The following is a 24,413-nucleotide window of genomic DNA, read 5'->3' as shown; positions in this document are numbered from 1 at the left end:
AGCCACCCCCACCGGCCGGTGGCCGGGGTACCGACGGCCCGCCCAGGGGCGCGGGGAACTGCGCGGGCCACCCTCACCGGCCGGTGGCCGGGGTACCGGCCCCGTGGGGGTGAGGGGAGGGGTACCCGCTACAGGCGGGGGTCCACCGGTTCGGATTCCAGGGCCAGCGTGGCGAAGACCGCCTCGTGGACGCGCCAGAGGGGTTCTCCCTCCGCCAGGCGGTCCAGCGCCTCCAGACCGAGGGCGTACTCGCGCAGCGCGAGCGACCGCTTGTGGTTCAGGAAGCGGCCGCGCAGGCGGGTGAGGTTCTCCGGACGGGTGTACTCGGGACCGTAGATGATCCGCAGGTACTCACGCCCCCGGCACTTGATGCCGGGCTGCACCAGCCGCCCCTTCTCGCTCCGCACCAGCGCCCCCGCCGGCTTCACGACCATGCCCTCGCCGCCGCGGCCGGTCATCTCCAGCCACCAGTCGACACCCGCCCGCACCGACTCCGGGTCACCCGTGTCGACGAAGAGGCGCCGGGTGGTCCGGAGGAGACCGGTGCCGTCGTGTTCCACGAGCCGGTCGATCAGGGCCAGTTGCCCGTCGTGCGGCAGCGCGGCGAGGCTCCGTCCCCGGACGGCCAGGATCTGGAACGGGGCGAGGCGGACGCCGTCGAGGCCGTCCGTGGTCCAGCAGTAACGCCGGTAGGCGTCGGTGAACGCGGCCGCGTCCACGGCCCGTTCGCGCTGGCGGCTCAGCAGGTCCCCGACATCGATGCCCCGCGCGGCGGCCCCTTCGAGCGCCGACAGCGCACCCGGGAACACGGCTCCGGACGCGGCGCCGACCGCGGCGTACTGGTTGCGCAGCAGACCGGACGCCTTCAGCGACCACGGCATCAGCTCGGCGTCGAGCAGCAGCCAGTCGGTGTCCAGCTCCTCCCACAGTCCGGCCTCGGTCGCGGCGGCACGCACCCGGCCGAGGATCTCCTCGGTGACGGCGGCGTCGTCGAAGAAGGGCCGGCCGGTGCGGGTGTACAGGGACCCGGTGGGGCCGTCCACGCCGAACCGCTCGCGCGCCGCGTCCGCGTCCCGGCAGACCAGGGCCACCGCCCGCGATCCCATGTGCTTCTCCTCGCACACGACCCGTGCGACCCCGTCGTCCTTGTACTGGGCGAAGGCCTCCGCCGGGTGCTCCAGGTAGCCCTCGACGTGCGAGGTCGCGGTGGGGGCCATGGTCGGCGGCAGGTACGGGAGCAGCCGGGGATCCACGGCGAAGCGGCTCATGACCTCCAGGGCCGCGGCGGCGTTCTCCTCGCGGACGGCCACCCGGCCCGCGTGCCGGGTCTCGACGGCCCTGCGGCCGTACACGTCCGCGAGGTCCAGCGGCCTGCCCTCGTGACCGCCCGGCGCCTCGGTGGCGAGCGGCCTGGCCGGTTCGTACCAGACCTGCTCGGCCGGTACGTCGACCAGTTCGCGCTCCGGCCAGCGCAGCGCGGTCAGCTTGCCGCCGAACACCGCGCCGGTGTCCAGGCAGATGGTGTTGTTGAGCCAGGTCGCCGTGGGGACGGGGGTGTGGCCGTAGACCACGGCGGCGCGGCCCCGGTAGTCCTCGGCCCACGGGTAGCGCACGGGCAGGCCGAACTCGTCGGTCTCGCCGGTGGTGTCGCCGTACAGCGCGTGCGAGCGCACCCGGCCCGAGGTGCGGCCGTGGTACTTCTCGGGCAGACCGGCGTGGCAGACCACGAGCCGGCCGCCGTCGAGGACGTAGTGGCTGACGAGCCCGTCGACGAACTCCCGCACGGAGGCACGGAACGCGTCGCTCTGCGCGTCCAGCTGCTCGATGGTCTCGGCGAGTCCGTGCGTGTGCTGGACCTTGCGGCCCTTGAGGTAGCGGCCGAGCTTGTTCTCGTGGTTGCCGGGCACGCACAGGGCGTCGCCCGACCCGACCATGGACATCACGCGGCGCAGTACGCCGGGGGTGTCGGGCCCGCGGTCGACGAGGTCGCCGACGAAGACGGCGGTGCGGCCCTCGGGGTGCGCGCCGTCGACGTAGCCGAGCTTGCCGAGCAGGGTCTCCAGCTCGGAGGCGCACCCGTGGATGTCGCCGACGATGTCGAAGGGGCCGGTGAGGTGGGTCAGGTCGTTGAACCGCCTCTCGGTCACCACCGAGGCGTTCTCCACGTCGGCGACGCCCCGCAGGACGTGCACCTTGCGGAAGCCCTCACGCTCCAACTGCCGCAGGGAACGACGCAGTTCGCGGATGTGGCGCTGGATGACGCGGCGCGGCATCCCGGCGCGGTCGGTGCGGGCCGCGTTGCGTTCGGCGCACACCTCCTCGGGCACGTCGAGGACGATCGCGATGGGCAGCACGTCGTGCTTGCGGGCGAGTTCGACCAGCTGCCGGCGGCTGTCCTGCTGGACGCTGGTCGCGTCGACGACGGTCCGGCGGCCGGCCGCGAGGCGCTTGCCCGCGATGTAGTGCAGGACGTCGAAGGCGTCGCCGCTGGCGCTCTGGTCGTTCTCGTCGTCGGCGACCAGGCCGCGGCAGAAGTCGCTGGAGATGATCTCCGTCGGCTTGAAGTGGCGCCGGGCGAAGGTCGACTTGCCGGATCCCGACGCGCCGATCAGCACCACGAGGGAGAGGTCGGTGACGGGCAGGACGCGCCCCTGGTAGGTCTCGTCGCTCATGCCGCCTTCTCCTCCTTCTTCGTGGTCGGGGTGGCTGTGGTCAGGGTGAAGACGGCCATCTGGGTCGGTGGGCCGACCTCGGGGTCGTCGAGGCCGACGGGGACGAACTCCACGGTGTATCCGTGCCGTTCGGCGACCGTGCGGGCCCAGGCCCGGAACTCCTCGCGGGTCCATTCGAAGCGGTGGTCTCCGTGCCGGCTGTGTCCGGCGGGGAGGGTCTCCCAGCGGACGTTGTACTCGACGTTCGGGGTGGTCACGAGGACGGTCCGGGGGCGTGCGGAGCCGAACACGGCGTACTCCAGGGCGGGCAGCCGGGGCAGGTCGAGGTGCTCGACGACCTCGCTGAGCACGGCGGCGTCGTATCCCTTGAGCCGGCGGTCGGTGTAGGCGAGCGAGCCCTGGACGAGCTGGACGCGCGCGGCCTGCCGCTCGCCCATGCGGTCCAGCTTGAGCCGGCGCGCGGCGATGGTGAGCGCGCGCATGGACACGTCGACGCCGACGATCTCGGTGAACCGGGTGTCCTTGAGGAGTGCCTGGACCAACTGGCCCTGCCCGCAGCCGAGGTCGAGGACGCGGCTCGCGCCGGACGCGTGCAGCGCGGCGAGGATCGCGTCCCGGCGCAGCACGGCGAGCGGCACCGGCTTCTCCTCGGTGTCGGTCTCCTCGTCGACCGCGTTGTCGATCTCCTCGACGTCGGTGTCGTCGGTCTCGGCGAGGCGGACGAGTTCGAGCCGCTCCATGGCCTCCCGGGTCAGCGACCAACGCCGGGACAGGTAGCGGCTGGTGATCAGCTTCTGCTCCGGGTGGTCGGGCAGCCAGCCCTCCCCCGCGCGCAGCAGCTTGTCGACCTCGTCGGACGCCACCCAGTAGTGCTTGGCGTCGTCGAGGACCGGGAGCAGGACGTAGAGGTGGCGCAGCGCCTCGGCGACCGTCAGCTCCCGCGCCTCCAACTCCAGCTTCACGTAGCGGGATTCACCCCATTCCGGGAACCGCTCGTCCAGCGGAACGGGCTCGGCCGACACGGTCCAGCCCAGTGGTTCGAAAAGCGCTCGGACGAGGCCGGCGCCGCCGCGTGCGGGCAGCGCGGGCACCTCGACACGCAGCGGCCGGGCTTCGGCGGGCAGTTCGGGCCGAGCGGCGCACTGGCCCTTCATCGCGCTGGAGAAGACGGCGCTCAGCGCGACGGCGAGCAGCGAGGAGGCGGCGTACGGGCGGTCGTTGACGTACTGCGCGAGCGCGGCGTCGGGTGCGCCGCCACGCCCCTTGCCCTTGCCGCGCCGGACCAGGGCCACCGCGTCGACCTCCAGGAGCAGCGCGGCCGTGCACCGCTCGGCGGTCGCCTCGGGATAGAGGACGTGGGCCGTGCCGTAGGACGTCGAGAACGTCTGCGCCTTGTCGGGATGCTTGTGCAGCAGAAAGCCGAGATCGGTCGCTGGGCGCTCTGGGGTACCGGTGGTACTGATCGTCAGGAACACTGTCGTCTGCCTCGAAACGTCTTCTGAGCTGCGGAGACCCACACGGATCGGCGGTTCGGCGCACTCGGGTGCGCGCCTCTCCGGCGCTGCCCGGTCGCAGCGATGGGCGAGCACGCCTCGGGGTCGCCGCCGCGCGCCTTCCTTTGGCCCGGCGGCTCGTGGCCCCACCGCGCCGCGGTCGGCCGCGGGGCGACGCCTGGTCTCGGCGCGCCCCCACAACGTACCGCCGACGTCCCAGGTGGGCTCGGGGTTTTTCGGGCCACCGGGGTGGGTGACGGACGTCGGCCGGAGGTACCTGACGACCTCCGCCGCGGCCGCCTACCGGTCGCCGATGCCCGCGGCGTCGAGGAGGGTGCGGGCCATGGTGACGGCGAGGCCGTCGAGTCCCCGGCCCTGCATGACGGCGCGGACGCCCGATCCGTCGAAGGTGACGGTCAGCTGCCGGGCGAGCAGCGCCGGGTCGTCGGCGCCGGCGCGCTCCGCCTCCTCCTGGAAGAACGCGGTCAGGGTGTCCTTGCAGCGGCGGGCCACCAGGCTCGCGGGGTGGTCCGGGGCCTTCAGTTCGGCGCTCACGGACACGAAGGGGCAGCCGCGGAAGTCCGGGCGGTCGGCGAGCTGCTCCAGGCGCTCGAAGACGTGCAGGATGCGCGCCCGCGGCGGCCGCTCGTCGGCGCCGGGCACCAGGAACGCCTGGTGGGCGGGTGCGCTGCGTTCGAGGCTCGCCGCCAGCACCTCGTCCTTGCTGCCGAACAGCTGGTACATCGAGCGCTTGGAGACCCCGGCCTCGCGGCACAGTGCCTCGACACCGATGCCGACCCCCTCGCGGTAGAAGAGCCCGGCCGCAGCGTCGAGCAGTCGGTCCCGGGTCGTGGGGGTGGTGGTCGAGGAGGCGGCGGTCGTGGAGGCCGCGGCCGGTGTCGCCTGTGTCATGAGGACAGCCTACGGTCTCCGGTTGCCTTTCGGAAACCGATCGGTTTACAGTTCCCGGAGACGAAGGAAACCGATCGGTTTCCGAAAGGGGCAAGCTCATGACCAGCATCGAAGGTTCCGTGGCACTGGTGACCGGCGGCAGCCGCGGTATCGGCAAGGCGTTCGTGGAGTCCCTCTACGAGCGGGGCGCCGCCAAGGTGTACGCGACCGCCCGCGACCCGAAGTCGGTCTCCCACCCCGACGCGGTGCCGCTGGCGCTGGAGGTCACCGACCCCGCGTCGGTCGCGGCCGCCGCCGAGCGGGCCCAGGACGTCACGATCCTGATCAACAACGCGGGCGGATCGGGACGGACGTCGTTCCTGGACTCCCCCGTCGAGGACGTACGGCGCGAGTTCGACATCAACTTCTTCGGTCCCCTGCTCACCACCCGGGCGTTCGTCCCGGTCCTGGAGCGCAACGGCGGCGGACACATCCTGACCGTCCACTCCGTGCTGTCCTGGATGACGGTCCCCGGCACGGACGGATACAGCGCCTCGAAGGCCGCCCTGTGGTCGCAGAGCAACGCGCTGCGCCTGGAGCTCCGGCCGCGCGGGATCAAGGTCACCGGGCTGCACGTCGGCTATGTCGACACGGATCTGACCGCCGGTCTCGACGTGCCCAAGGTCTCCGCGCACAGTGTCGCGGCCGAGGCCCTCGACGGCATCGAGGCGGACGCCCACGAGGTTCTCGCCGACGCGGTGACCCGCCAGGTCAAGGCCGGCCTCTCGGGCGACCTCAGCGGCCTGTACCCGCAGCTCGCCGAGCAGCTGTAGCCCGCGGCGGGCCCGGGCCGCTACGGGGCGGCGTCACCGATCGCGCCCAGCCAGTCGGTCAGCAGCCGGCCCGTCTCCTCGGGGCGCTCCTGCTGGATCCAGTGGCCGCAGCCGTCGAGGACGTGCGAGGAGACCAGGCCCGGCAGCGTGACGGGGAAGGCCTCGATGGCGTCGGCCATCCATGTGGTGGAGGCGTCGAGGGCGCCCCCGACGAACAGCGAGGGCTGGGTGATCGGAGCACCGTCGTGGTCGGCGAGGTCCTCCCAGTCCCGGTCCATGTTGCGGTAGCGGTTGAGCGCCCCGGTCAGCCCGGTGCGCTCGAACTCGGCCGTGTAGACGTCGAGTTCATCCTCACCGAGCCAGTCCGGGCGGACGCCGGCCGGGAAGCGGTCCCGGAGCACACCGCCGGGTGCGGCGAAGTGCGGGTCGGGCGCTCCGGGCGCGGGCTTCGTGTCGCCGGACAGGGCGGCGTAGAAGCCGGCGAGCCAGCCGCGTACGTCCGGCTCGATCTCGGCCTCCGCGCGGCCGGGCTGCTGGAAGCGGGAGACGTAGAACTCCTCCTCACCGCCCATGGCCGCGAACATGTCCGAGGGGCGCGGACCGCCCCGCGGGGCGTAGGGGACGCTGAGCAGCCCCACGGCCCGGAACACGTCGGGGCGCAGCAGTGCGGAGCCGGCCGCGATGTTCGCTCCCCAGTCGTGTCCGACGATCACCGCTCGCCGTTCGCCCAGCGCCCGCACGACGGCCACGCCGTCCTCGACCAGGTCGGGCATCCGGTACGCCTCGACCGCCTCCGGCCGGGACGAGCGGCCGTAGCCGCGCACGTCGACGGCGACAGCCCGGTACCCGGCCGCCGCGAGGACCGGCAACTGGTGGCGCCACGAGTACCAGAACTCCGGGAAGCCGTGCACGAGCAGGACCAGGGGCCCCTCGCCCTGCTCGACGAGATGGATCCGCCCCGCGGGTCCGGGGACCACCCGGTGCGTGACGTCCGGAAGCTGCTGCGGCATGAGTCCTCCACGGGCCTCGGTCCGGCCGGCACCGGCGCGGGGGCACGGTGCCGCGTGCCGGGTACGGGGTCGGTGCGCCAAGATCGCTTCCGATCCTGGTGGAACGCCCCCGCCGTCGCGAGCGATGTTGCCGCTTCGGCAAACAGAGCGACGGGGGCGATCGGACTGTCGGGACGACCGGCACTGTCGGGACGAGAGGATCGGGGCGGGCGGGCACAGCGGTTCGACGGGGGACGCCTGACGTGACCGGTGCATGATGGATACATGGATCTTCGAGTCTTCACAGAACCGCAGCAGGGCGCGACCTACGACACGCTGCTTCGCGTGGCCAAGGCCGCCGAAGACCTTCACTACGACGCCTTCTTCCGCTCCGACCACTATCTGCACATGGGCTCCGCCGACGGCCTTCCCGGCCCCACGGATGCCTGGATCACCCTGGCCGGCATCGCCCGCGAGACGAGCAGCATCCGGCTGGGCACCCTGATGACCGCGGGCACCTTCCGCCTTCCCGGCGTCCTCGCCATCCAGGTCGCCCAGGTCGACCAGATGTCGGGCGGCCGGGTGGAGCTGGGTCTGGGAGCCGGCTGGTACGAGGCCGAGCACGCCGCCTACGGAATCCCCTTCCCGAAGGAGAAGTTCGGCCGGCTGGAGGAGCAACTCGCCGTCGTCACCGGACTGTGGGGCACGCCCGTCGGCGAGCGGTTCAGCTTCGACGGCACGTACTACCAGCTGAAGGACTCGCCCGCGCTGCCCAAGCCCGCGCAGTCGAAGGTGCCCGTACTGATCGGCGGTCACGGAGCCAAGCGCACCCCGGCCCTGGCCGCGCGCTACGCCGACGAGTTCAACATCCCGTTCGCCTCCGTGGCGGACTCGGAGCAGCAGTTCGGCCGGGTGCGGGCGGCGGTGCAGCAGGCCGGACGCAAGGCCGACGAACTCGTCTACTCCAACGCCCTCGTGGCGTGTGTCGGGCGCACCGACAGTGAGGTGAAGCGGCGAGCCGACGCGATCGGCCGTGACGTCGACGAGCTGAAGGCGAACGGTCTCGCGGGATCGCCCGCCGAGGTGGTCGAGCGGATCGCCCAGTACCAGGCGGTGGGTGCGCAGCGGATGTACCTCCAGATCCTCGACCTCGACGACCTGGACCAGCTGGAGTTGATCGCGGCCGAGGTGATGCCGGCGCTGGACTGACCGGCTCGCCCGACCCCGCCCGTCGCGCCGCACGGTCCGGCCGTCGAGCGGCACGCGCCCCGCTCCGGCCGGACCCGCGGCGGTCCGGCCGACAGCCGGCCGACTCCGCGGGAGCCGCCACGGATCGGGTCGATCCCGGTCGGCCGAGCGGTCGTTCGCGGCCGCCACGACGGCACTTGCGTCCACGGGCGGGTGAAAATCCGTCATCCCGGGTGCGGTGCGCGGCCACGCCAGTGACCCGGGTCGACGGTGATCGTTGGCTCGGGCGGAGCCGGACCGCCCGGCACCCGTCGCCGGCGGTCGCCGGGGCGTCACCCTCGTCAGTGGCCCTCCGTCGCGGGGGCCGAGGAGGCCGTCGTGACCCAGGAAACCGTGCCCCCACAGGGCCCGTCCGCCCAGCCGAAGGGGCTGCTCCAGCAGATGGAGGAGCTGATGGCGGCGCTGAACGCGGATCTCTCCCGCCTGGACGCGGACCTGTCCGCGCCACGGCCCGCGCGGACGCCCGAACCCGAGAGCGCCTGACGACCGGGCCTCCCGGCCTCTCCGTCGCCGCGCCCTCGTCCGGTCCCGGCGTCCTCCGCCCCGCGTCCCGGCCTCTCCAAGCCCCGCGCATCCTCGCTCGCGTCCTCCGGTCGCCGGCCGCGGGGTGCACGGGCCCGGACGGGCCGCATGCCTACCCCATGGCCGAACCCCGCTCCACCACGCGCTTCTCGTCCCGCACCGCGAGGCGCCTGAGCATCTCCAGGACGCGGTCCCGGGACTCGTCCGCCGCGTCGATCGCCTCCATGCACTGCCAGTACCTCCCCTCGTCGTCCGCCGCACAGGCGACGCCGACCAGGGCCATGCCGACCTCGCCCAGGAGACTGCCGAGGCACAGGAGCGTCTCCCGCGGATCGCCCAACTCGGTGAGCTGGGCGGCACGTAAGGCGCCGACGCCGAGCGCGGGAGCGCCCAGCACTCCGCAGCCACGGCCCGCCAGCTCCGTCAAACCCAGGGCCTCGCCCCGGAGTTCAGGCGGACCGGAGACCGCGAAACGGCTGCCGATCGCCTGCGCCAGGGAATGCGCCTGCCACGCCTCGGCCATCACCTCCGGGGTGTCCCCGCTCTCCGCCAGGGCACGTCTGCTCGTCACGATGAGCCGCACCGCTTCCATGCGCTGCCCCCGTCTGTCGCGACGCGCTCGCACGCGTCCGCCCGAACTCACTGGTTCACTACCCAGAGTGAAGTCCCTTGAGACGAAAAGCCAGAGGAAGCCCGAAATCTGTGGACACGGAGTTGAGAGTTGACGACTGAACGACTCCGGAGAGTGACGTCGCTACGTCCCGGTGATCGTGCGGGTGACTTCCGCTCCCCTCAGGAGCCGCCGGGCGCCGGGAACCGCGTCTCGTTGCGGTCGATCTTCGCGTCGAGCGCGGCGAGCGGGTCGACGCCCAGCACCTCGCAGAACTGCAGCAGATAGGCGAGGACGTCGGCCACCTCGTCACGGACGCGGTGGGCGCGGTCCGCGTCCTCCATGACCTGGGCCGACTCCTCCGGGGTCAACCACTGGAAGATCTCCGCGAGTTCGGAGACCTCCACGCTCAGCGCGGAGACCAGGTTCTTCGGGGTGTGATAAGGCTGCCAGTTCCGGGCGGCCGCGAAGTCGGCCAGCCTGCGTTGCAGTGTCGCCACGTCCAGTTCGCTCACGGCGTCAGGTCTACCACCGTCGCGCCGGCCGCGCCGAACGCCGGTGCGCCGTCGCTCAGTGCGGCCACCAGCCGGATGTGGCCCCGCTCGCACATGCGCTGGGCCAGCCGGACCAGTTCACCGGTCTGCCGTGCGTCCAGCCCGCGGTCGAGGCCGTCGGCGAGCACCGTCAGCGACTGGAACGCGGCCGGCACCTCGCCCGCCGGATCGACCTCCAGCACCCCGGGCCCGGTGAGCAGGACGAGGGCCAGCGCGAGATACCGCAACTCGCCGTCGCCGAGCAGCCCCAGTGGCGTACGGGAGCCGTCGCCTCGGTCGAGGAGCCCCTGCACCCGGCCGTCGCCGACCACCTCGGCCAGGACGTCGGTGACGGTCCCGGCACAGCCGGCGCGGACGGCCGTGACCAGGTGGGCGTACCGGTGGCCGCACTCCGACCGCGTGCGCCGGAGCACGTCGGCGAGGTTGCCGCAGTTCCGCAGGAGGCGCCCCGAGCCCAGCGGGGTGGGGCCGCGCATGGTGTGCGGGTTCGGGTCGCAGGCGTAGACGGAGCGCAGCGCGAGCACCATCTGCTCGGCGGCGGCGAGGACCTGGCACTCGCCCGCGGTGCGGCCCGCGACGCGCAGGGGCAGCAGGGCGGTGCCGAGCCGGTCGTCGGGGAGCGGTCCGCGGGTCACGGCGGACGATCCCCCGGTGTGCCAGGCCGCCTGCACGGACGGGCGGCCCGGGTCACGCAGCGCGGTCTCCAGCAGGGTGCGGCCGCCCGCCGACAACCGTTCCCCCACGATGCGCAGTTCGGGTTCGGCCTGGACGGCGACGTCGAGGCGGACCGGTCCTTCGGGGCCGTCCACCGTGCAGCCGATGCGGAAGCCGCGGCGCTGCTGCGCGTCGGGCAGGGCCAGTTCGGGCACGCAGGCGACCGGGTCCGGGAACACCTCCCGGAGTTCGGCGCCGCCGCCGAGCCGGGCCAGCGCCTCGTAGGCGCGCAGGACCGCCGTCTTGCCGCTGCCGCTCGGGCCGGTGACGAGGGTGAGCGGTCCGAGGGGGAACCGGACACGGCGATGGGTGGCGAAGGCGGCGAGGCGCAGTTCGGTGAGGCCTGGTCGGTCGGGGCGCGCCTGCGCCACGGTGGGCGCTTCCGGCGTGGACAGGGTCATATGCGGACGGTAGGCCTCCGTCACCGGACGAACCGTTCCACTTGGGTAACCTTCCTACGATCGGGGGACGAATCCACCGGTTCGTAGGACGAGTTCAGGGGAGCCACCGGCCTCGGTCGCCCGACCCGGAGCCGAGTTCACGATGGTCACGGCAGCAACCCTGCGGAGGCCGGAGCATCCGGTCACCTCGACGTGATGGCCGCCCCCCGCTCACCCGTGTCCGGTCACCGCGTCGGTTGCGGTCCCCCGTTGCGGACGACGTCGCGGCTGACATCGCGGATGACGTCGGGCAGCGCCCGCCGGCCCGGCGCGGGGGTGTCAGATCCCGGGGACCCCCGCCTCCTCCATCAGTCCGCGCACCTCGGTTCCCGGCGGGGTCAGCAGGAACACGTTCCGGTCGACGCGGTGCATGCCGCTCGCCAGGCCGAACACCACACCCGTACTGAAATCGAGGACGCGCTTGGCGACTTCACTCTCCGCGCCCGTCAGGTCGAGGAGGACCGGGATGCCGGCCATGAGGGTCTCGGCCACGTCGCGGGCGTCCGCGAAGACGTTGACCCGCAGGACCACGAAGCGGCGCCGCGCCTCCGTCGGGGCCTCGGGGATCGACCGATGGCCGACCGAGGAGGGCCAGGCGTCCCGGCCACGCAGCGGAACGACCTGGGCGAGCCCTCTCCACTGTTCATCGGTGACGTCGTGGCTGTTCATCGATCCACCCCGTCCTGGCTCGCACTCGTAGTCTGCACCGGGCAATTCTTACGCATGGTCACCCGTTCGGCCCAACAGCGACACGGTCCGCGACCCGGTTCGCGTGCCTCCGGCCCGTTTTTCCGGTGCCGTGCCCCTGTTCGCCGGAGACGCTCCGTGCTGGAATACCCCGTCGCCGTCGGGCCGTTCGCCGACGGGCGACCCCGGCACCGGGCCGGGCGCAGTGGGGCCGTGATGGTCGACATCGCCCAACCCAGGGGAGACCGTGATGACCGGCACGTCGGATTTCTCGCAGCGTGAGGGTGTCGCGCTGGTCGCGGGCGGCACCGGGGGCATCGGCTCGGCGGTCGTACGGACGCTCGCCGAGCGGGGCAGCGACGTGGTGTTCACGTACCGCTCCAACCGGGCCGCGGCGGACGCGCTCACGGAGGAACTCGGCGGACTCGGGCGCCGGATCCGCTCGCTGCGGCTCGACCTGACGGACGAGCGGGCGGTGGCCGACGCCGTGTCCGGGACCGCCGCCACGTTCGGCGGTCTGCACAGCCTCGTCCACGCGGCGGGGCCGCACGTTCCGATGGTGCATCTGAGCCGGGTCGCGCCGAGTGAGTACCGGACTCAACTCGACGCGGAGGCGGGTGCGTTCTTCAATCTCGTGCACCCGGCGCTGCCCCTGCTGCGGGAGAGCCGGGGCAGTGTCGTCGCGGTCACCACCGTGGCCACGCGCCGGTTCCCCGTCCGCGACGGACTCTCCTCGGGCACGAAGGGGGCGGTCGAGGCGGTCGCCCGCGCGCTCGCCGCCGAGGAGGGCCGTTACGGCGTCCGCGTCAACTGCGTCGCCCCCGGCATGCTGACCGACGGCATCGCCGCCCGGCTGATCGGCTCCGGCGAACTCGACGACACCGCGCTGCAGATCGCCCGCGGCAACATCCCCCTGCGCCGCTTCGGCTCCGCCACGGACATCGCCGAAGCGGTCGCCTTCCTGGCCTCGGACCGCGCGGGTTTCATCACCGGGCAGGCGCTGGGGGTGGACGGGGGGTACAGCGTGTGAGGGTGACGTGGGGGTCGGCTCCGGGCCGGGGGTGCCGCGGTCGACCGTGGGTGGCGGCCGAAGGGGGCCACCGGTAGCGAGGGGTCCCAGTCGCTCGGGCAGGACGCCGAGCGGGCCCGGGGCCGGGCAGTTCCCGAGGTGCGAACTCCCCGGGCGGCAGGGGTGTCGACCGTGCGGGCCGGGGAAGGTCCCGGGCCGGGCGCCCGATCGACCCCGCGGGCCGGGGCGCCGCCGCCTTCCCCGTCCTCACCTGCCCGTCCCCGCCGTCGCGCCGATCTCGACCACCCGCGCCCAGGCCGGCGGCGTGTCCGGCACATAGTAGGGGTCGTCCTCGTCCCAGGAGCCTTCTCCCCCCTGCCGGGAGAAGCGGCCCACGACCGTCCGGTACGGGGGCCGCTCGTCCGGCCACGGGGTCTGCCCGTCCGTCAGGACCACGACGACGTCGGGGCGGGGCGTGGCCCGGAGCGCGGCGGCGAACCCGGAGCGCAGGTCGGTGCCCCCGCCGCCCGTCAGCGTGATCCCCTCGGCTCGGCACAGGGGGTGGGCGACCCGGGCGGCCGCGTCGCAGGCGGCCACCGTCACGAGGTCCCGACGGCCGCCCACCGCGCGGGAGATGGCGGACACCTCCAGGAGAGCGCTGCCCAGTTCCGCGTCGCTGACCGAGCCGGAGGTGTCGATGACCACGAAGACCCGCGGCGGTCTGCGACGCAGGCTCGGCAGCACGAGGCCGGGCAGGCAGGAGGCGCGCCGCGACGGGCGCCCGTACGTGTAGTCCTCGCCCGCGCCCGGCCCGGAGGCGGCGGACCGGACGGCCGCGCCCAGCAGCTCCCGCCAGGGCTGCGGCGGATGGAAGGCCTCCTCCGCCCACCGTTTCCAGCCTCGGGAAGCGTGGCCGGGGCGGGCGTTGATGCCCTGGGCCACCCGGAAACGGACGGCGTCGCGTTCCTGCGCGCTGAGCCCGTGCGCACCGTCCGGCCCGAGGTCCCAGTCCCGTTCGCGTCCGTCGGCGCCGCTGCCGCAGTCCAGCCAGGCCAGGCTCTGGGTGCGCGGCCCGAGCCGGAACAGGGTCAGGTACTCCTCCATCAGCTCGCCCGGCGGCAGGTGCAGGAACTGGGGTGTGACGGCGCCCTCGGGCCGGACAAGGCCGTCACCGAACGCGTCGTCGTTGATCTCGCAGTCCGCGGCGATGTTCATCCGCAGCCGCTCCGCCGGGCCTGTCAGGCCGCGGGCTCGGGCCACGCGGTCGCTGCGGCCGTGGTGGTCGCGCAGCAAGTGGGACACCTCGTGCACCCAGACCCCGGCGAGGTCCTCGACGGGAGTGCGGTCCACGAAGCCCGGCGAGACATAGCACCGCCAGTACCGGTCGACGGCCATCGTGGGAACCTGCCGCGACGCGACGGCGTGCAGGGCGAACAGGGCCGTCGCAAGGTAGGGACGTGCCCGGGCCGCGTGCAGACGGGCGGCGAACAGCTTGTCGAGGTCCAGGGCTGCGCCCTGCGGGTCGGGTGTCGTCATCGGCGTACCGCTCCGGGGCCGGACGCGACGCGGGCCGCCGCGTCGTCCGCGCGCCGGGACAGGGTCACCGCTCCGGCGAGCCGCTCGATGGAGGCGGGCACGTCCCAGTCCTGTTCGCGCAGGGTGGCGAGTGTGGTCGCGGGGACGACCACGAGGTCGGGTGCGCCCGTGTCGAGCGCCCGGACGAGCACGGCCCACGCGGCGTCCCAGCGGGCCTTGTCCGGACGTTCCCGGACCGCGGCGACCACCCCGTCGAGGACGGCCTGGCGCAGATCACCCCGTTCGGGGAGTTCGGCACTCTCCGGGTCGGCGAGCAGGGTCTCCGGGTCGGGCAGGTCCAACCGGTCCAGACTGGCGAGGAGTTCCAAACCCGGTCCGTCCCCCACGGTCCCCCGGACGAGCAGGGACAGCACCTCGCGGGAGGAGCCGGCGGCGGTCGCGAAGGCGATCAGGCGCAGGGTCATCTCCCAGCTTCGCGGTGAGGGCCAGGCACCGCCGCGCCGGGTCTCGCCGCTCGGCAGCCGGTGGACGAGGCCGGGGCGGGCGGCGAGCAGAGCGCACACCGCACGGCGGGCGAAGACCACGGCCTCGCGCAGCCTCCGCGGGTCCAGGCTCGGCAGGGTCGCCCGGGGCCAGGTGCCGCCGAGGCCCCGGACGACGACCTCGTGGTCGTGGATCCACTGGAGGTGGACGAACCGGTTGGCCAGCGGAGGGCTCAGCTCCCAGCCGTCTGCGGCCGAGGAGCGCGGGTTGGCCGCGGCTACGATCCGTACGCCGGGAGGCAGTTGGAGTGCACCGATCCGCCGCTCCAGGACCAGCCGGAGCAGGGCGGCCTGGACGGCGGGGGGTGCGGTGGACAGTTCGTCGAGGAAGAGCAGCCCGCGGCCCGCCCGCACGAGACGGACCGCCCAGTCCGGCGGGGCCATCGGAACGCCCTGTTCGACGGGGTCGTCGCCGAGGACGGGCAGCCCCGAGAAGTCCGACGGTTCGTGGACGCTGGCGATCACGGTGGTCAGCGGCAGGTCGAGGGTTTCGGCCAGTTGGGTCAGCGCAGCGGTCTTGCCGATCCCCGGCTCGCCCCACAGCAGGACGGGCAGGTCGGCGGCGACGGAGAGAGTGAGGGCCTCCAGCTGTGTGTCGGGGCGCGGCTCGGTTGCGGTGTCACGGAGGAGCGACAACAGCGTCTCCGCCAGGTCGAGTTGGGTCGGTCCGGCCGGATCGACCGGATCGAGGGGGAGGTCGGCTTCAAGGAACGGAGTGCGTGTGGGCATGTCTGATCACCTCGAGGTTCGTGGCGGATAGCAGGGCGGCGGACCTGCGCCTGATGGACGCGGCCGGCCACTGTGCGAAGGGGATACGGGAGGGGCTTCGGGCGGTGCTCGCGGGCGATGTGGACGCGGACGACGGACGGTGCCGTCGCTCGGCAGGAGGCTGTCCGGTGAGCGAGAACGGCGATCGGTGAACGGCGATCCGTGAACGGCGCTTTGCCGAGCCCCTGTTGTGTCGCTCGGGCCGGATCGGTGGTGGCGGGTCCTGACCGACGGAATGCTGGTGTCACGCGGGTGCGACCGGTGTGACGAGGTCCGGCTGACTGCCGGTTGTGTCGCGAGGGTGGGGACGGATGGTGAGCGGTGTGGACGGCGGCCAGTCGCTCCCCGCGGGCGCGCCCGGTGGCGAACCGACCCTGATCAGCGGAAAGACGCACCGCGTGAAGGGCCGCCCCCGGACGAGGCCCGGCCGACGGCCGGTCGGACACCGGGAGCGAGACCGGTGACGTACGGGGCCCGGCTAACGGCCCGTCGTGTCGCGCGGATGGGACCGGTGGTCGTGGGGCCGCGTGGGCCCCGGTCGGATACGACCGGGCGCGGGCCCGGTCAGGCCCGCCCGAAACAGTCCGTAGGTGATCCGGCGCTCGGCGGCCGCCCGGAGTTCGTCCCGCAGCGCGCCGCCGCGCAGCAGCGCTTCGGGTCCCAGCAGTCCCTCGACGACGGCCAGCGCACCGGCGGTGTCGCCGTGGTGGAGTCGTTCGCGGACCCCGGTCAGACAGTGCGGGCTCCGGTGCGCCTCGTCTATGGCCTGGAGGCAGGGCAGGGGCGTGCCGGTCAGCGCGACCAGCATTTCCTCGCGCCGGATCTCGGTCGGGTCGTGGTCCAGGGGTTGCAGGACACCGTCGACCAGGCCGATCCGGTGCCGGTCGCCCCGGCACTCCACGATCCGGGGGCGGCCCGGCGGGTCGGGTGCCCGGGGGACGGCGACGGGGTGGTGACCGGGTACGAGGGCCGCCGCGACCAGCGGATGCAGACGATCGGCGTCGATGGCGCCGGCGCGGAGCAGGTGCAGGTCGGGCAGCACCCAGGTCGCCGCGTCGGGGAGGACCGGCAGCGGTGAGCCGCCGCCGCCCTTCGGGGCCGGGCGCATCCGCAGGCGGGGCAGTCCCGGGCCGTCCGACACCGGGGGCACGTCTTCGTACCCGCCCGAGCTCGTGACCGGGCCCGGCCCCACGTCCCCGTCAGAGTCCATGACCGGGCCCAGGACCGGGCCGACACCCCCGTCCTTGACCCGGCCCGGGGCCGAGCGCCCCCGGCCCACGTCCGGGCCTTGGACCTCGTCCACGTCCACGTCCAGGAGCAGGCGGTACCGCGATCCCAGGCGTACGGCGACAGGTCCCCTCGTCCGGGCGTCGGCCCGCAGCAGGATCGCGGCCTCGGCCGCCCACCGGTCCGCGGCACACCCGAGGTCCGGCGGCACGAGCCCGAATGGATCGAGGTCCGCCAAGCGGGGAGCGGCAGGCGGGACATCCACCCCGGCCCGGAACGGCAGGCCCTCGGCCCCGGCCGGGAAACGGGGTTCACCGGCAGGGGAGACCGCGCCGCACCGGACCCCCAGCTCGTCCGTCCTGCGGGCGTCCCAGAGGTGGCGGTGCAGGTCGAGACGGAATCGCCGACTGGGCCGGGAGTGCGGATGCCGGCGTGCCCCGCCGTCGCAGCACGCGCCGCGGGAACCGCCGTCGGGCGCCTCCCACAGCGCGAGGCTGATCCGCTGGCCGCCGTCGGCCCAGGCCGGTGGCGTGCGGACCACGAGGTGCAGCGGGTGGGCGGTGTCGGGGGCGGCCCGGTCGGAAGCTGTCGGCGTGCCCCTCCCGGGCGAGGCCCTGTCATAGCGCGCCAGCGTCATGGTGATCCCGGGGCGCAGCAGTCCGTCGGGGCCGACCCGGGGCATGTGCCAGCGCAGGAGATCCGGCGCCAAGTGACGCAGATCCGCCCGGACTCGGGACGCGAGATCACGTCCGTGCGTGCGAGCCAGGCAGCGGAGGTGGAGATCGACGTCGACGCCTGCGGCGGCGCAGGCCCCCGCCCAGTCCCCGGCACGGCGACGGGCGGTCGCGGTCTCGATCATGGAGGGCGGCACGGCGAAGTCCCGCACGCGCGGCCAGAAGGAAGCGAGGAGAGAGTCCTCGTACGCGATCCGAGTGAGCATCAGCACTCACCTTGCGCGGACGGGGCCCCCAATCTGTGACCAGCGAGAGTTGTCATCGGCGGGAGCATAGCCCGCTGTTCGGACGACTGTCAGGTGATTTCGACCGGGCCCGCACCGGCGGCCGGTCCGCCCGCTCCGCCGGTGGTGCCGGTGGTGCCGGTCAGGTGCGGGGCCCCGTCGTCGTCGAGGAACTCGACCACGGCGAGCACCAGCAGGGCCACCACGGCGATCCAGACGGTGACGGCGGCCGTGGGGTAGTTCCAGATGAGCAGGGTGACGGCGGCGACCGCGACGACCGTCCAGTTGAGCCATGTCTTGGCGCGGTGCACCCAGGCCCCGACCGGACCCAGGTCGAGGCCCACGGCGTTGCGCACGGCGCCGATGCCGCCCCGCCAGGCGGCCAGGACCCGCGTGGCGGCCCGGCCGCTGCCGGTCAGCCAGGCGGCGAGGGCCACGATGATGCCGAGGGTGATCACCATGCGTACCGTCGTCCGCAGAAAGCGCACGAGGGTGTCGTAGACCGAGCCCGCCGCTGGCTGGGAGACCCCCGAGGGCAGGCCGTCGAGGTAGATCCCGCGGAAGATCCACAGCGCGATGCCGAGGACGGCTGCCCCGGCGGCCACCGCGAGTGCCGCCGTGACGAGGGCGCGGCGCCTGCGGATGGCGAGGAGCACGCCGCCGGCCGCGAGCACGAGGGTCAGCACCGGCAGCCAGAACCCGACGATCTGCAGCAGCCGGTAGAACTTCTTGGCCTTGCCGATGGAGTCGGACGTCATGACCGTGAAGTCGGTGTGCACCTCGGGGATCTTCGCGGCGATGCCGAGTCCCCTGTCGACGAGGGCCTGCTTGACGCGGTCGATGACCGGTGCGAGGTCGATGACGACGGCGTCGTCGGTGAGCTTGACGGCTCCGCCGCCCTTTCCGGTGAGCGCCTTGTCGACGGAGGCGTGGGCCGTCCTGTTGAGGTCGGTCCACAGGGTGGCGAAGGCATCGCTGCTGACGAACTTGTCCGCCGTACTGTGCACGAAGTCGGTCAGTCCACTGGTGATCGGACCGCTCAGCGGGCCCAGGGCCTTGGTCAGCCGGGGCCGGTCGGCCGGGGCGACGGAGGTGAGCAGCGACTCGATGTCGACGTGCTGCATGACGGCCTTGGTCACCCGGTCGGCGACGGCCTCCTGGACGTCGGGGTCGGAGGCGAGCGGCTTCATGGTGGAGACGTAGCGGTCGGTGTCTCCGATCAGGTCGCTCGACCAGGCCGCCACGGCGCTGAGCGGGGTGAGCACGGCCGCGACGATGATCAGCAGGACCGCGAAGAACGGCCGTACCCAGTGCCGTTGGCCCGTCGGGCGGCGTCGCTCCAGTTCCGCGACCCGGGCCCGGAGTTCGGCGATCTCCCGGGCGTCGTCGCCGTTCACGTCGCCTCCGCGGGGGCGGCGGCCGGACACGGCTGCCGGTGCGCGGACCGTTGACCGGCGCGGGTCCGGTCGATCAGGTCGTCCATGGCGCTCTCGTTCCGCTCGGTGCGCTGGGTGGTGGTGCACGACGGGTACGCCGGCCCCTCCCCCGGTGGCTTCGGATCGGCCGGCGGGCGGAGGGGCCTCGTGGGTGCGGGGATGTCACATCGCTGCCGTCATGTCCGGACGGCCGGAGCGGGGACGGTTCAGCGCGGCTGCGGCTGCCGCGGGGACTGCGACGGTGACTGCGGCCGGGACGGTGTGTGGTGGCCGTGGGGCCGGTAGGCGGCGAGCGCCCAGATCACGAACACGTCGATCGCGATCATGATGACCGACCAGATCGGCGCGTACGGCAGGAACATGAAGTGGAAGAGCATGCTCACCGCCGCCAGCGCGATACCGGTGACCCGGGCCCACGCGGCGCCCTTGAGGATGCCCGCGCCGACGACGGCGGCGATCACACCGACGACCAGCAGGATCCAGCCCCAGCCGGTGAGGTTGATGCGGTACACGTAGTCGTTCACGCGGGTGTACACATCGTCCTTGGCGATCGCGGAGATGCCCTGGAGGATGTTGAGGAACCCGTTCACCAGCAGGAGCACACCGGCGAAGGTGACGCCGCCGGCCACCCACGCGCCGTCGCCCGACGGCGGCGGCCCGAGACCTCCTCCGGCGGGCGCGGCTCCGGACCACTGGTCTCCCCACAGCGGCATGTCGCCGCCGCTCGGCTGGGGTCCCGTGCCACCACCGGGCGGCGGGGTCGGGGGCTGCGAAGCGTCCTGGCTCATGCTCGACCACCTCGTTGTGCTGTCGGCCGCTGGCCGTCCCCGGTGCGGGAGGCATCGGGGAATTCGAGCCTCCGCCGCCCTTCCCCGCCCCGCCAGAGGGGTGCCGCCGACCGGGTGACGACACGAACGGGCCCGCAACCGTGGCGCTGCCGATCGAGCGACGGCACGAGACGACGGACATGCCACCGTGCTGCCGCCGAGCGGGCGACGGTACGACGACGGCCTTGCCACCGTGCTGCCGCCGACGGGACGACCGTGCGACGACGGCTTTGCCACCGTGGTGCCGCCGACGGGACGACCGTGCGACGGCACGACGACGGGCCTGACCCGTGCTGCCGCCGAGCGGGCGACAGTACGACCGTGCGGGCCTGTCGCCGACGACGGGCCCGCACCCCTCTCGCGCTCCTCCCCCGGTCGGCTTCCCGCCCTCGGTCCCGGCGGGCCTTTCGTCTCAGGCCGCGTCCGCCTCAGCGTTCTGCCGGGAGACGAGGTCCAGGGCCCGTCCCAGCGTGGCGAGCCGGGCGTCGAGGGTCTCGCCCGCGGGGTAGAGGCGGACGGTGTCGACGCCCGCGGCCCCCCACACCCGGAGTCGCTCGCGGACCATGTCCTCGGTGCCGATCAGGGTCGTGCCGAGCACCATCTCGTCGGTCACGAGTCCCGCCGCCCCGTCCCGGTCGCCGGACTGCCAGCGCTGGTGGACCTCGGCGGCGACGTCCGCCCAGCCCTGCCTGCTGTACGCGGCGTTGTAGAAGTTGGTGGTGGCGGAGCCCATCCCGCCGAGGCTGAAGGCGAGTTCCTTCTTCCGTCCCGCCACCATGGTGCGCAGCGCGTCCTCGTCCTCGGCGAACGCCACTTCGGCGCCCTGGCAGATGTCGAGGTCGGCACGGCCCCGGCCCGCTGCCGCGAGGCCCGCGTCCAGGTGGTCGAAGTACGCCTCCTTGGCCCCTTCGGGCACGAAGCTGGTCCCCAGCCAGCCGTCGGCGATCTCGCCCGTCAGTCTCAGCATCTTGGGCGAGAGGGTGGCGAGATAGACGGGCAGGTCGTGCTCGGCCCGCATCGACAGCCGCATGGGACGCGCCTCGCCTCCCGGCAGCGGAATCGTGAACTCCCGTCCCGGGTGGTCGATCCTGTCCCCCGCCACGGCCTGCCGGACGATCTCCACGGTCTCCCGCATCCGCGCCAGCGGCCGCGCGAACGGCACGCCGTGCAGGCCCTCGATCACCTGGGGCCCGGAGGGTCCGAGACCGAGCAGGAACCGCCCGCCGGAGATGTTGGAGAGGGTGATCGCGGCGCGGGCGATGGCGGAGGGGGTGCGGGTGCCGAGCTGGATGATGCCGGAGCCGAGCAGGATCCGCTCGGTCCGTGCCGCCAAGTAGCCGATGGGGGACGGCGCTTCGGACCCCCAGGCCTCCGCCACCCAGCAGATGTCCATGCCGAGTTTCTCGGCCTCGACGACGAAGTCGACGGTCTCCCGCCAGTCGCCCCCGGACGCCTCGACGGTCGTGGAGGTACGCATCACGCGCCCGCCCCTTCCCGGTTCTCAGCGCGTTCCCTGATCGCCTCGACGGTGCCCGTCATGCTCCGCTCGAACTCCCGCAGCCGCACGAAGACGATCTTCTGCTCCTTGTCCGGCATCCGGTCGATGGCCTGGCAGAGTCCTGAACGGCCGGGCCCCATCCGCATCCACTGGGTCAGCTCGGTGCCGCCGTCCTTCTCCTCCAGGCTGAACCGCCATACGGAGCTGGGGTGTTCGGGGTCCTCCACGGCCCACGCGAACGTGCGGTACGGATCGCACCGCACGATGTACGAGGTGGTCTCCCACTCCCCCAGCGACGCGTGCCGGCTGCGGCCCACGAACCGGGCGCCGACCGCGGGGGCCGTCGCGTCGTCGAGCCAGCTCACCGACTGGAGTTCCGTGCTCAGTTCCGGCATGAGCCCGATGTCGGACACCAGCTCCCACACCCGCGGCGGCGGGGCGTCGATCCGTGTCCGCACCTCGACCGTCGGCTGATCCGCGTACCGCGCGCCCGTCCACTCCATGAGTCGTCCGGCCTTCCTCTCAGCGTTCAGGGAATCTGCCCCAAAGGGGCCCTGAGCTTGAGAGTTGCGTAGATGAACTGACCTGTCAAGGAAATCCGCCCCCGGCGCGCGGACCGGGGACGGAGGGAATCGACGCGTCGGGCGGGAAGGCGGACCGGGGCCTGGACTCGGCGGCGGAGGCGGAGTCCGAGTCGCGCTCGGTATCGGGCCCACCCTCGCGCTCGGTTCGGGATGGGGATCGGGGCCGGGATCGGCGAAGTGGGCGATCAGTCCGTGAAGCGGCTGCGGATGTCCGGCCGTTCGGCCAGGTGCGGCGGATAGCCGGGGCCGAGGCGCGGCCGGGTGTCGTCGGCCGTCATCGGCTCGCCGCAGTCGGCGCACACGACGGCCGCCTCGCTCTCGTGTCCGCAGCGGTCGTGGTGGAAGACGACCGGTGGCCCCTGCTCACCGCTGAGCCAGCGGTTGCCCCAGCTGTTCATGGCGGCCAGCACCCCGAAGAAGTCGCGGCCCATCTCGGTGAGCACGTAGTCGTGGCGCACCGGGTCCGTCTGGTAGGCCCGCTTCTCCATGAGGCCCTCGTCCACGAGCCGGCGCAGCCGGTCGGTCAGCGTGTTGCGCGCGATGCCCAGCTCCTGCTGGAACGCGTCGAACCGCTTGATCCCGTAGAAGGCCTCCCGCAGCACCAGCGGGGTCCACCAGTCGCCGAGGAGGTCCATCGTGCGCGCGATGGAGCAGGGCCAGTTCGCAAAAGAAGTCCGCCTCACGCGTTCAGCATACGAGGGTCCAGGAATAGGACCCAGCAGCTCGCACGGGGTGACTCACGGCGAGCGGCCGGACCGGCCCTCCTCCGTCACACGAGGCGCCTGATCTCTCCCCGCACCCGGTAGAAGCCGCCGACGGAGGAGTGCAGCGCGTCCACCACATAGCGGGCGCCGGGTTCGCGTATCGCCCGCGGGAACTGGACCTTCCAGCCGGTCTCGTACCCCTCGGAGACCACGTGGACCCGGACGCGTCCGCCCTCCTGGACGCATTCGACGACCACGCCGTCCCCCGGCGCGGGGAGGGCGCTGACCGTGGCGACGGACGCGGCGGTCGTCAGCGGAGCGTAGGTCGGCAGGGCCGCCGCCAGCTTGACGTCCGCCGCGACCGGGACGGTGCCGGACTCGGCGGCACGGATGGCGCTCTCCGTCGCGTCGATGCAGGCCAGCGAACCGTCCGTGGAGACGATGTACAGCCGCTCGTCGCGGTACTGCATGGACAGCGCGGAGCCGCCGCCGGTGCCGAGCTTCCACAGCCGGGTGCCGTCGGCCGTGAAGCAGTAGACGGAGGAGGCCGAGTCGCCCGCGAACACGTACCGGCCGCCGGGGGACGTGGCGCACGAGTAGACGGGAGCGTCGCAGAGATACGTGGCCTCGACCCGGCCGGTGGACTTGGCGAGCCGCTGGACCTGCCTCCGTCCGGTCCCCGCGTAGACCGCGTTCTCCTCCTGCCAGCCGAACAGCACGTTGCCGCCGGTGTCGGTGTGCCAGAGCAGGCCCGCGCCGTCCGCGGCGTACGCCGTCACCCCGCGGCTGTGTCCGTGGTACACGGCGTGGTCGTCGGCGCGCACCATCCAGGCGTGGTCCCCGCCGGAGTTGCGCGACCACTGGAGCTCGTCCTCGTGGTCGATGACGGTCAGCCCGCCCCTGCGGTCGGACACGCTGAGCACGCCCGCGTGGATGTCCAGCCAGAAGATGTCGACCTCGGCCGCTATCTCGTAGGCCGCGAACGGCACCTTCGAGGAGAGGTCGTAGACCCGGCCGTCGTCGCAGCCCGCGTAGATCCAGAAGTCGTCCGCCACCAGGCACTTGACGCCGTCGGGCAGGGAGTAGTGCGCGAGCACCTCCCCGGCGTGGCTCAGGTTGTACACGTCGCCGTGCTGGTTGCCGACCCAGCAGCGGTCCTCGTCGACGTGGATGCCGAACGCCGAGGCTCCCGTGCGGAACCGCCACAGCACCGGCGCCGTGGCGCGGGCCGTGGAGGGCGCCGACGCCACCTGCCGGCGCGTCACCGGGCGGGCCGCGCGTTGCCCCCGGACCGCGGGCGCGTACCCCTTGCGGACCTTCTCGGCTATCTTCTTGGCTGCCGCGGCCTGCGCCTTCTCGACGGTGGGGAAGCCGGAGGTCTGGCGCTGGCCGTCGACCCCGATCCGGCCGTACCGCACGGAGACGGTGGTCTGCTCGACCGTCACCTCGTAGAACTTGTGGGCGCCGCCGCTGTCCTGGGACAGCTCCAGATACGTCGTGTTCCCCGTCTGTCGCGTCTGCGCAGCGGACACAGCACACCCCTCCCCAAAAGCCGGGCCGGCCCGCACGGGCCGTCTTCCAGTGCCTCCAAACTAGAGGTCGGCACTGACAACAGCGCCGGAGCGCGAACGCCCGAAGGGGCTCCCCGGGTAGGCACCCCGGGGAGCCCCT

The 24,413-nt window shown here is 73.1% G+C and carries 21 protein-coding genes; 4 read left to right on the top strand and 17 right to left on the bottom strand.

Translation table 11 applies throughout. The annotated features are described in order from the left end of the window. Positions 1-128: 128 nt before the first annotated feature. From B0675_RS18375 to B0675_RS18365, 3 genes are all read right to left on the bottom strand, one after another. Entirely contained in the window at positions 129-2,672 is a 2,544-nt protein-coding gene (locus B0675_RS18375; RefSeq protein WP_081219904.1) for a polynucleotide kinase-phosphatase, read from the bottom strand. Next, positions 2,669-4,147: a 3' terminal RNA ribose 2'-O-methyltransferase Hen1 gene (locus tag B0675_RS18370; protein ID WP_081219903.1), complete on the bottom strand. Its 1,479-nt coding sequence runs from the start codon at positions 4,145-4,147 to the stop codon at positions 2,669-2,671. The genes B0675_RS18375 and B0675_RS18370 overlap by 4 nt, the downstream gene beginning before the upstream one ends. A gap of 318 nt (positions 4,148-4,465) precedes the next feature. Further along, complete coding sequence (locus B0675_RS18365; protein ID WP_081219902.1) at positions 4,466-5,077, bottom strand: TetR/AcrR family transcriptional regulator; 612 nt, start codon at positions 5,075-5,077, stop codon at positions 4,466-4,468. A 98-nt stretch (positions 5,078-5,175) separates the two neighbouring features. Between B0675_RS18365 and B0675_RS18360 the strand changes: the two genes are divergently transcribed. After that, positions 5,176-5,889 carry an SDR family oxidoreductase gene (locus B0675_RS18360; protein ID WP_081219901.1) on the top strand — a complete coding sequence of 238 codons (714 nt, stop codon included), beginning with the start codon at positions 5,176-5,178 and terminating at the stop codon, positions 5,887-5,889. Between the two features lie 20 nt (positions 5,890-5,909). On the opposite strand, the gene B0675_RS18355 is transcribed toward B0675_RS18360, so the two are convergent. Beyond that, positions 5,910-6,899, bottom strand: a complete 990-nt coding sequence (locus B0675_RS18355) for an alpha/beta hydrolase (protein ID WP_081219900.1) — start codon at positions 6,897-6,899, stop codon at positions 5,910-5,912. A 264-nt stretch (positions 6,900-7,163) separates the two neighbouring features. Here B0675_RS18355 and B0675_RS18350 point away from each other — a divergent pair, with 264 nt between their 5' ends. Next, complete coding sequence (locus B0675_RS18350; RefSeq protein ID WP_081219899.1) at positions 7,164-8,087, top strand: LLM class F420-dependent oxidoreductase; 924 nt, start codon at positions 7,164-7,166, stop codon at positions 8,085-8,087. A gap of 357 nt (positions 8,088-8,444) precedes the next feature. Continuing rightward, positions 8,445-8,609: a hypothetical protein gene (locus B0675_RS41390; protein WP_179165317.1), complete on the top strand. Its 165-nt coding sequence runs from the start codon at positions 8,445-8,447 to the stop codon at positions 8,607-8,609. Positions 8,610-8,760: 151 nt separating this feature from the next. On the opposite strand, the gene B0675_RS18345 is transcribed toward B0675_RS41390, so the two are convergent. From B0675_RS18345 to B0675_RS18330, 4 genes are all read right to left on the bottom strand, one after another. After that, positions 8,761-9,240, bottom strand: coding sequence for a DUF6099 family protein (locus B0675_RS18345; RefSeq protein WP_081219898.1), 480 nt, complete (start codon positions 9,238-9,240; stop codon positions 8,761-8,763). A gap of 200 nt (positions 9,241-9,440) precedes the next feature. After that, a complete protein-coding gene (locus B0675_RS18340; RefSeq protein ID WP_081219897.1) occupies positions 9,441-9,773 on the bottom strand; it encodes a nucleotide pyrophosphohydrolase in 333 nt (110 codons plus the stop codon). Further along, positions 9,770-10,927: a biotin transporter BioY gene (locus tag B0675_RS18335; protein ID WP_081219896.1), complete on the bottom strand. Its 1,158-nt coding sequence runs from the start codon at positions 10,925-10,927 to the stop codon at positions 9,770-9,772. The genes B0675_RS18340 and B0675_RS18335 overlap by 4 nt, the downstream gene beginning before the upstream one ends. Positions 10,928-11,245: 318 nt before the next feature. Continuing rightward, positions 11,246-11,635, bottom strand: coding sequence for a cell division protein SepF (locus B0675_RS18330; protein WP_081219895.1), 390 nt, complete (start codon positions 11,633-11,635; stop codon positions 11,246-11,248). A 268-nt stretch (positions 11,636-11,903) separates the two neighbouring features. Here B0675_RS18330 and B0675_RS18325 point away from each other — a divergent pair, with 268 nt between their 5' ends. Continuing rightward, positions 11,904-12,683 carry an SDR family NAD(P)-dependent oxidoreductase gene (locus B0675_RS18325; protein ID WP_081219894.1) on the top strand — a complete coding sequence of 260 codons (780 nt, stop codon included), beginning with the start codon at positions 11,904-11,906 and terminating at the stop codon, positions 12,681-12,683. Positions 12,684-12,929: 246 nt separating this feature from the next. Here B0675_RS18325 and B0675_RS18320 read toward each other — a convergent pair whose 3' ends face one another. The 9 genes from B0675_RS18320 to B0675_RS18275 all read right to left on the bottom strand — a co-directional run bounded on the left by B0675_RS18320 (position 12,930) and on the right by B0675_RS18275 (position 24,274). Next, positions 12,930-14,198 (bottom strand): VWA-like domain-containing protein, encoded by a 1,269-nt coding sequence (locus B0675_RS18320; protein ID WP_081219893.1) that lies wholly within the window; start codon positions 14,196-14,198, stop codon positions 12,930-12,932. After that, positions 14,195-15,469 carry an AAA family ATPase gene (locus B0675_RS18315; RefSeq protein WP_081219892.1) on the bottom strand — a complete coding sequence of 425 codons (1,275 nt, stop codon included), beginning with the start codon at positions 15,467-15,469 and terminating at the stop codon, positions 14,195-14,197. The genes B0675_RS18320 and B0675_RS18315 overlap by 4 nt, the downstream gene beginning before the upstream one ends. 517 nt (positions 15,470-15,986) lie before the next feature. Continuing rightward, entirely contained in the window at positions 15,987-17,675 is a 1,689-nt protein-coding gene (locus B0675_RS18305; RefSeq protein ID WP_081219890.1) for a hypothetical protein, read from the bottom strand. 89 nt (positions 17,676-17,764) lie between these two features. Continuing rightward, positions 17,765-19,090 carry a hypothetical protein gene (locus B0675_RS18300; protein ID WP_081219889.1) on the bottom strand — a complete coding sequence of 442 codons (1,326 nt, stop codon included), beginning with the start codon at positions 19,088-19,090 and terminating at the stop codon, positions 17,765-17,767. A 245-nt stretch (positions 19,091-19,335) separates the two neighbouring features. Beyond that, a complete protein-coding gene (locus B0675_RS18295) occupies positions 19,336-19,917 on the bottom strand; it encodes a hypothetical protein (protein ID WP_241539809.1) in 582 nt (193 codons plus the stop codon). A 451-nt stretch (positions 19,918-20,368) separates the two neighbouring features. After that, complete coding sequence (locus B0675_RS18290) at positions 20,369-21,433, bottom strand: LLM class flavin-dependent oxidoreductase (RefSeq protein ID WP_081219887.1); 1,065 nt, start codon at positions 21,431-21,433, stop codon at positions 20,369-20,371. Next, positions 21,433-21,957 (bottom strand): SRPBCC family protein, encoded by a 525-nt coding sequence (locus B0675_RS18285; protein WP_081219886.1) that lies wholly within the window; start codon positions 21,955-21,957, stop codon positions 21,433-21,435. The genes B0675_RS18290 and B0675_RS18285 overlap by 1 nt, the downstream gene beginning before the upstream one ends. Before the next feature lie 266 nt (positions 21,958-22,223). Beyond that, the gene (locus B0675_RS18280) at positions 22,224-22,721 is read right to left on the bottom strand and encodes a helix-turn-helix domain-containing protein (RefSeq protein WP_081219885.1); all 498 of its coding nucleotides are present in this window, start codon (positions 22,719-22,721) and stop codon (positions 22,224-22,226) included. A gap of 86 nt (positions 22,722-22,807) precedes the next feature. Beyond that, positions 22,808-24,274, bottom strand: coding sequence for a WGR domain-containing protein (locus B0675_RS18275; RefSeq protein WP_081219884.1), 1,467 nt, complete (start codon positions 24,272-24,274; stop codon positions 22,808-22,810). Between the last annotated feature and the right edge of the window lie 139 nt (positions 24,275-24,413).

Origin of the sequence: Streptomyces sp. M41(2017), from assembly GCF_002078175.1 — a bacterium.
Lineage (GTDB): Bacteria > Actinomycetota > Actinomycetes > Streptomycetales > Streptomycetaceae > Streptomyces.
The sequence above is the reverse complement of the archived record's forward strand: the minus strand, read 5'-3'. Positions and strand labels throughout refer to the sequence as shown.